Raw genomic sequence first — 7,754 nt, forward strand, 5'->3', positions numbered from 1 at the left:
CCACCGCCGCGCTCCCTGTACACGCCGCCAGCCCCGCCCGGCGGCCCGCACGGCACCCTTGCCCCCCGCCTGGCAAGATTCCTGCAAAAGCCCCTGCGACGCGCTATCCTAGTAGTCTCAACGCAGCACCGAAATCGCCCGGACGGCGTCGTGCGCCGCCCGACGCCCATGACCCGCGCGCCAATTCAAGGAGGTTCACGTGCCCCGCAAGACTCCCATCGAGCGCTACCGGAATATCGGCATTAGCGCTCACATCGATGCCGGCAAAACCACAACCACGGAACGCATCCTCTTCTACACCGGCGTGACGCACAAGATCGGTGAAGTTCACGACGGTGCGGCGACGATGGACTGGATGGAGCAGGAACAGGAGCGCGGCATCACGATTACATCGGCTGCCACGACTGCGTTCTGGAAAGGCATGGCCGGCAATTATCCCGAACATCGGATCAACATCATCGACACCCCGGGCCACGTCGACTTTACGATTGAAGTCGAACGTTCGATGCGCGTGCTCGACGGCGCGTGCATGGTGTACGACTCGGTAGGCGGCGTGCAGCCGCAATCGGAAACCGTGTGGCGTCAGGCGAACAAGTACAAGGTGCCGCGCATTGCCTTCGTCAACAAGATGGACCGCGTCGGCGCGGACTTCTTCCGCGTGCAACGGCAGATTGGCGATCGCCTGAAGGGCGTGGCCGTGCCGATCCAGATTCCGATCGGCGCGGAAGACCACTTCCAGGGCGTGGTCGACCTCGTCAAGATGAAGGCGATTGTCTGGGACGAAGAGAACCAGGGCATCAAGTTCGAGTACCGGGACATCCCGGCCGAACTCGCGGACACCGCGAAAGAATGGCACGACAAGATGGTCGAGGCCGCGGCTGAAGCGAACGAGGAACTGCTCGACAAGTACCTCGGCGGCGAAACGCTGACCGAAGAGGAAATCAAGCACGGCATCCGCGCGCGCACGATCGCTAACGAGATCGTGCCAATGCTATGCGGCAGCGCGTTCAAGAACAAGGGCGTGCAGGCGATGCTCGACGCCGTGATCGACTATCTGCCCTCACCGGTGGATATCCCCGCTATCACCGGTCACGATGAGCACGACAAGGAAATCGAGCGCCATCCGCGCGACGACGATCCGTTCTCGGCGCTCGCCTTCAAGATCATGACCGACCCGTTCGTCGGCCAGCTGATTTTCTTCCGCGTCTATTCAGGCGTGGTGAACTCGGGCGACACCGTCTACAACGCGGTCAAGGAAAAGAAGGAGCGCCTCGGCCGCATTCTTCAGATGCATGCCAACGAGCGCAAGGAAATCAAGGAAGTCTACGCGGGTGACATCGCGGCGGCTGTGGGCCTGAAGGAAGCGACGACCGGCGACACGCTGTGCGATCCGAACAATGTCATCATCCTCGAACGGATGATCTTCCCTGAGCCGGTGATCTCGCAGGCTGTTGAACCGAAGACCAAGGTCGACCAGGAAAAGATGGGCATTGCACTGAACCGTCTTGCCCAGGAAGATCCGTCGTTCCGCGTGCAAACGGACGAAGAGTCCGGCCAGACCATCATCTCCGGGATGGGCGAGCTCCACCTCGAAATTCTGGTCGACCGGATGAAGCGCGAGTTCGGTGTCGAGGCTACGGTTGGCAAGCCGCAGGTGGCGTACCGCGAAACGGTGCGCATCAAGGTTGAAGATGTTGAAGGCAAGTTCGTCAAGCAGTCGGGCGGGCGCGGCCAGTATGGTCACGCGGTGATCACGCTGGAGCCGGCGGCGCAAGGTAAGGGCTACGAATTCGTCGACGCCATCAAGGGCGGTGTGATTCCTCGCGAATTCATCCCGGCCGTGGACAAGGGCATTACGGAAACGCTGAAGGCCGGTGTGCTGGCCGGCTATCCGGTGGTCGACGTGAAGGTGACGCTGACCTTCGGTTCGTACCACGACGTCGACTCGAACGAAAACGCGTTCCGCATGGCCGGTTCGATGGCCTTCAAGGAAGCGATGCGCAAGGCAAAGCCCGTGCTGCTCGAACCGATGATGGCCGTCGAGGTGGAAACACCCGAAGACTTCATGGGCAACGTGATGGGCGACCTGTCGAGCCGCCGTGGCCTGGTACAGGGCATGGAAGACATCGCCGGTGGCGGCGGCAAGCTGGTGCGTGCCGAAGTGCCGTTGGCGGAGATGTTCGGCTATTCGACCTCGCTGCGCTCGGCCACGCAAGGCCGTGCGACGTACACGATGGAGTTCAAGCACTACGCCGAAACGCCGAACAACGTCGCGGAAGCCGTGATCAACGCCAAGCATAAGTAAGCGCGCAGTCAGCCCCCGAGGCTGGAACGCGGTGTGCTGGCTCACCTGTAAGGGCAACGCATAAAGCCCGTCCCTTCCGGACGGGCTTTTTTTCTTCCTGCGGCGCCCCCCGGCAATGGCTGCTGCGCGAAACACGCATTGCGCGCCCATTCGTTGAACGTGCAAAAATGCCAACGATTGCCACGCAATTCGTATGGGAGGAGACCGATCATGAGCCAGGACCACGAACACCCGCACTACCACACCGAACCGTCCACACCGGTCGACTGGCGCGAGCACGGCGTCAAGGTCATCAAAGGCGATCAGCTCGATACCAACACCGCGCAAACGCCTGGCATGAACCGCGCCGCCGCGATCAACGCGGCGCGCGTTGGCGCACAGAAGATCTGGGCCGGCACCGTAACCATCCATCCGAATGCGAAGACCGGCGCCCATCATCATGGCGCGCTCGAAAGCGTGATCTACATCGTGCGCGGCCAGGCACGGATGCGCTGGGGCGAGCACCTCGAGTTCACCGCCGAGGCCGGTCCCGGCGATTTCATTTTCGTGCCGCCGTACGTGCCGCATCAGGAGATCAACGCGAGCACCGACGAGCCGCTCGAGTGCGTACTGGTGCGCAGCGACAACGAAGCGGTCGTGGTGAATCTGAACATCGACGCGGTCGAAGCGCCCGAGACAGTCTATTGGGTAGACCCGATTCATAAGCATCCGCACGAGCATTGAGCGGCGGGAACGCGCCGTAACCGTTCCGAATCCGTAGTCAATCGCTTACACTGAAGCCGCTTTTCGCCATTGCACTACCGTCACCTAGCCGAGCGGCCGCCGCACGGCGCCTAAAAACAGAACGGACTGGACAAGCCATCGATGAAGACTCCCGCGGATCGACTCCTCGCGCTCGAAACGGCACGCCGTAGCGCCGATCAGTACGGCAATCATGCTATCGACGAATTCCTTGCCGGCCGCCTGTCGCGCCGTGACCTGCTGCGCTATGCCAGCGTGATCGGTCTTTCGCTGGCCGGTGGTGGGCTGCTCGCCACCCCGCAGGCACGCGCACAGGGCGCGGCGAACGCGACGATTCGCGTGGCGCATCTGACGCCAGCGGGCGCAATCGACCCGCTCACGGTGACCGATGCCGGCGGTCTTGCGCTGCTCGTGCAGACCGGCGAATTCCTGATCGACGACGACGGCGAGCATCTGGTGCTCAAGCCGGCGCTCGCCCTCTCGTGGCAGCCGAACGACAAGGGCGATGTCTGGACCTTCAAGCTGCGTCAGAACGTCAAGTTCCAGGACGGCCAGCCTTTCACCGCCAAAGACGTCGTCGCCACCTTCGACCGGCTTGCCGATCCGGCGAGCGGCTCGGCCGCGCTCTCGGTCTTGAAGGGCGTGCTGTCCAAAGGCGGCGCGAAGGCCGTCGACGATCACACGGTGGCCTTCCACCTCGACGCGCCAAACGGCAACTTCCCGTATTACGTTTCCTCGGACAATTACAACGCCGTGATCCTGCCGGCGAACTACGCGGGCGGCTACGAGAAAACCTTCATCGGCACGGGCCCGTTCAAGCTGGAAAAATACACGCCAAAGGTCGGCGCCTCCTTCGTGCGTAACCCCGACTATTGGGGCGAAAAAGCGCTGCCACAACGCGTGCAGTTCTCGTTCTACGCCGACGAGCAGGCGCAGATTCTCGCTCTGCAAGGCGGTCAGGCCGATGTGATGGGCACCTTCACCGTGCAAGGTGGCCTCGGCATCATGAATAATCCGGAGTTCAAGGCGGTGGGCGTGAAGTCGAGCGCGCATCGTCAGATTCACATGCGCAACGACAGTCCGCTCTTCAAGGACAAGCGCGTGCGGGAGGCGATGGCGCTCTCGCTGGATCGCGACGTGATCGTGCGCGGCCTGTTCCGCGGCAAGGCGCAACTCGGCAACGACAGCCCGTTTGCGCCAGTGTTTCCTTCATCAGATGCGGGCGTGCCGCAACGCAAGATCGATATTCCCAAAGCTAAACAACTGCTCGCACAGGCCGGCGTCGCGAATGGTTTCGACGTAACGCTCACCACCGAAAAGTACATGGAGATTCCGGATCTCGCGGTGGTGGTGCAGAACGCAGCGAAGGCGATTGGCGTGCGCATCAATCTGAAAGTGGAAAGCCAGTCGCTGTACTACGGCGCGGGCACGCCCGGCAAGTCGGACTGGCTCGACTCGCCGCTCGGCATTACCGATTACGGCCACCGTGGCGTGCCGAACGTGTTCCTGAACGCACCGCTCACCAGCAACGGCACGTGGAATGCGGCCCATTTCAAGAACCCTCAGTACGACCAACTGGTCGCGCAGTTCGTTGCAGCAGTGGATATCACGTCACAACGGAAACTCTCCGGGCAGATCCAGACGCTGTTGCTCGACGAGACCCCGGTGATCATTCCGTTCTTCTACGATCAGTTGATTGCGATGCGCTCAGGCGTGAACGGCATGCGTTTTACCGCGCTCGCGCAGTTGTACTTCGACAAGGTCACGTTGGCCGCGTAACGCCGGCCACCAGAACCCGGCATTAGGCACTCGGCGCAATCACCTCATGTCGACAACGCTCACGCCTACCACCCCTCGTGTTGCCAACGGCAACGCGGGACGGGTGGCGCGCTTTCTCGGCACCCGTGTTGCACTGTCGTTGATCACGCTGTGGTTGCTTTCGGTGATCGTGTTCGCGGGTGGTCAGTTGCTGCCGGGCGATATCGGCCGCGCTATCCTCGGACCGCTCGCCGATGCGCGCGCGGTCGCCGCGCTCGATCATCAACTCGGCGCTGACCGGCCTCTGCTCACGCAGTACGTGCAATGGATCACGCATTTCGTACGCGGCGATATGGGCATGTCGTACGCGTATCGGGAGCCAGTGGGACCGTTCATTACCGCTGCGCTTGGACACTCGGCCAAACTCGGCCTGCTTGCGTTCATCGTCGTCGTGCCGCTCGGCATCGCCGGCGGTGTATGGGCTGCGATGCACGCTGGCCGCTGGATCGACCGGGTCATCAGTATTGCCGGCCTGTCGGCTACTGTCGTGCCGGAGTTCGTGTCGTCGATCACGCTGATACTGATTTTCGGCATCTGGCTGCGATGGCTGCCAATCGAAGCATCCTATCCGCCCGGTGCTGGCATCCTGCTGCAACTCAAGCATCTGATCCTGCCCGTGCTGCCGCTGGTGCTGGTGTTCTTTGGCTATATCGCACGCATGGCGCGAGCCGGAACGGTGGAGGCCCTCGACGCCGACTACACCCGCACGGCCATCCTCAAAGGCTTGCCACGGCGCGTCGTGATCTGGCGTCACGTGCTGCGCAACGCCTTGCTGCCCACTATCACGGTCGCCGCGACGCAACTCGGCTACATGATCGGCGGTCTTGTGGTCGTCGAGACACTGTTTCACTATCAGGGCATTGGCTCGCTGATCTATAACGCCGCGAAGGCGAAGGACTTTCCGATGCTCGAAGCCGGCGTGCTGACCATCGGCGTGGTCTATACCCTGGCCAACCTGGTGGCCGATGCACTGCATGTGCTGCTCAACCCACGCTTGCGTGTCAGGAGTGGCGAATGAGCACGATCATTCCCGCGACGGCCGCGCCCACTCCCAATGAACCGCGCTTCGATCAACTGCGCGTGCTGCTGCGCTCGCCGACCTTTGTCGTCGGCGCGATTATCGTGCTGTGGTGGGTGGTGTGCGCCATCGCGGGAACGTGGATCGCGCCGCACGACGCCTATGCGTCCGACCCGCTCAATTCGTTGACGCCGCCCGATCATACCCACTGGTTCGGCACCGACCAGCTTGGCCGCGATATCTGCTCGCGCGTGATCGTCGGGGCACGCGATATCCTGACCATCGCGCCGCTGGCGACACTGCTCGGCACGGTGGCGGGTACTGCCCTGGGGCTCGTGGTCGGCTACTTCGAAGGTTGGGTCGACAACGTGATCGGCCGCGCAATCGACGCGGTGCTGGCGTTGCCGCTCGTCATCGTGGCGCTGCTGGCGCTCGCCGCAGTGGGTGCGTCGAACTTCACGGTGATTCTCGTAATCGGCATTACCTTCACACCGATCACCGCCCGCACCGTGCGCGCCGCCGTGTTCGCCGAACGCCATCTCGACTACGTCGCGGCTGCGCAACTGCGTGGTGAACGGGCACCCTACATCATGTTCGTCGAGATCCTGCCGAACGTGCTGGCACCGATCATCGTCGAAGCCACCGTGCGGCTCGGCTACGCCATCTTCGCCGTGGCGACCCTGTCGTTTCTCGGCTTCGGCATCCAGCCGCCGTCCGCCGACTGGGGCCTGGCGCTCTCGGAGTCGTACACGCTGATGGCGGGTGGCGCATGGTGGACGGTGGTGTTCGACGCCGCTGCGATCGCCTCGCTCGTCGTGGGCGTGAACTTGATCGCCGACGGCGTGCAAGGTGTACTCGACCGATGAACGGCCCGCCACCCGCCTCGTTCCCCGCGTTTGACGTCTCGAAGAGCGAACGCACCGACGCATTGACGGTCGTTGGTCTCACCGTGACTTACCGGATTCGTGGGCGGGATCGTGAAGTCCTGCAGGATCTTTCGTTTCGCGTGCGACGTGGTGAAGCCTACGGTCTGGTGGGTGAATCCGGCTGCGGTAAATCGACGGTCGCGATGGCCACGTTGCGCTACCTGCCGCGCAACGGCAAGGTCAAAGCGGGCAAGATCCTGGTCGCCGGACAGGACGTGCAGGCCCTCGACGCCGACTCGTTGCGCACGATGCGCGCTACCGCGATCTCAATGGTCTACCAGGACCCGGGACGGGCGCTGAATCCGTCGCTGACGATCGGCCGCCAGGTCACCGAAGCCTTCGAAGCAGCTGGCGCGAGCCGCACCGACGCATTGACGCGCACCCTGGAAATACTGCAGCGGGTGCGCATCGCCGCCCCCGAGCGCGTGATGGATAGTTATCCGCATCAATTGTCAGGCGGGATGCAGCAGCGTGTGGTGATCGCCATGGCGCTCGCCTCCAATCCTGCGCTGCTCATTCTCGACGAACCCACGACCGGACTCGACGCCACCGTCGAAGCGGAAGTGTTGGATCTCGTCGCGCAATTGCGCGAGGAACTCGGCACCGCCGTGCTTTTCATCAGCCACAATCTCGCCGTGATCGGACGCATGTGCGAACGCGTGGGCGTGCTGTATGCCGGCAGGCTGATCGAGGAAGGCGCGACGCAGGACGTCTTTGCGCGGCCGCGCCATCCGTACACGGTAGGTCTGTTGCGATGCTTGCCGACTTCGGGACGCAGCAAGGCACGCGAGCGTCTCGACACCATTGCCGGCCAATTGCCCGCGCCTGGCTCGGTGACCCAGGGCTGCATTTATGCGGACCGCTGCCGTCTCGCCGACGACCGTTGCCGCCGCGACGCGCCCCCGCCCCATCGTGTCGCCGCCCCGCATGGCGATCAGATGTCGCG

6 protein-coding genes are annotated in these 7,754 nt (G+C 63.0%); all 6 read left to right on the forward strand.

Annotated elements, in window-relative coordinates; translation table 11 throughout:
• Positions 1-199 precede the first annotated feature (199 nt).
• Positions 200-2,305 carry an elongation factor G gene (gene fusA / locus WCA85_RS02065; protein WP_424061440.1) on the forward strand — a complete coding sequence of 702 codons (2,106 nt, stop codon included), beginning with the start codon at positions 200-202 and terminating at the stop codon, positions 2,303-2,305.
• A gap of 210 nt (positions 2,306-2,515) precedes the next feature.
• Positions 2,516-3,028, forward strand: a complete 513-nt coding sequence (locus WCA85_RS02070; RefSeq protein WP_424061441.1) for a cupin domain-containing protein — start codon at positions 2,516-2,518, stop codon at positions 3,026-3,028.
• 141 nt (positions 3,029-3,169) lie between these two features.
• Complete coding sequence (locus tag WCA85_RS02075; RefSeq protein WP_424061442.1) at positions 3,170-4,825, forward strand: ABC transporter substrate-binding protein; 1,656 nt, start codon at positions 3,170-3,172, stop codon at positions 4,823-4,825.
• Between the two features lie 46 nt (positions 4,826-4,871).
• Positions 4,872-5,882: an ABC transporter permease gene (locus tag WCA85_RS02080; RefSeq protein ID WP_424061444.1), complete on the forward strand. Its 1,011-nt coding sequence runs from the start codon at positions 4,872-4,874 to the stop codon at positions 5,880-5,882.
• Entirely contained in the window at positions 5,879-6,748 is an 870-nt protein-coding gene (locus tag WCA85_RS02085) for an ABC transporter permease (RefSeq protein WP_424061445.1), read from the forward strand. The genes WCA85_RS02080 and WCA85_RS02085 overlap by 4 nt, the downstream gene beginning before the upstream one ends.
• The coding region (locus WCA85_RS02090) for an ABC transporter ATP-binding protein (RefSeq protein ID WP_424061446.1) at positions 6,745-7,754 on the forward strand (1,010 nt) is incomplete at its 3' end. The genes WCA85_RS02085 and WCA85_RS02090, both read left to right, overlap by 4 nt.

It is taken from the genome of Paraburkholderia sp. (assembly GCF_049581445.1).
Lineage (GTDB): Bacteria > Pseudomonadota > Gammaproteobacteria > Burkholderiales > Burkholderiaceae > Paraburkholderia.

Excerpts from the sequence above, each read along its gene's own strand:
- WCA85_RS02075 (WP_424061442.1), top strand. The coding sequence starts at position 3,170 with ATGAAGACTCCCGCGGATCGACTCCTCGCGCTCGAAACGGCACGCCGT.
- WCA85_RS02085 (WP_424061445.1), top strand. The coding sequence starts at position 5,879 with ATGAGCACGATCATTCCCGCGACGGCCGCGCCCACTCCCAATGAACCG.
- WCA85_RS02080 (WP_424061444.1), top strand. The coding sequence starts at position 4,872 with ATGTCGACAACGCTCACGCCTACCACCCCTCGTGTTGCCAACGGCAAC.
- WCA85_RS02070 (WP_424061441.1), top strand. The coding sequence starts at position 2,516 with ATGAGCCAGGACCACGAACACCCGCACTACCACACCGAACCGTCCACA.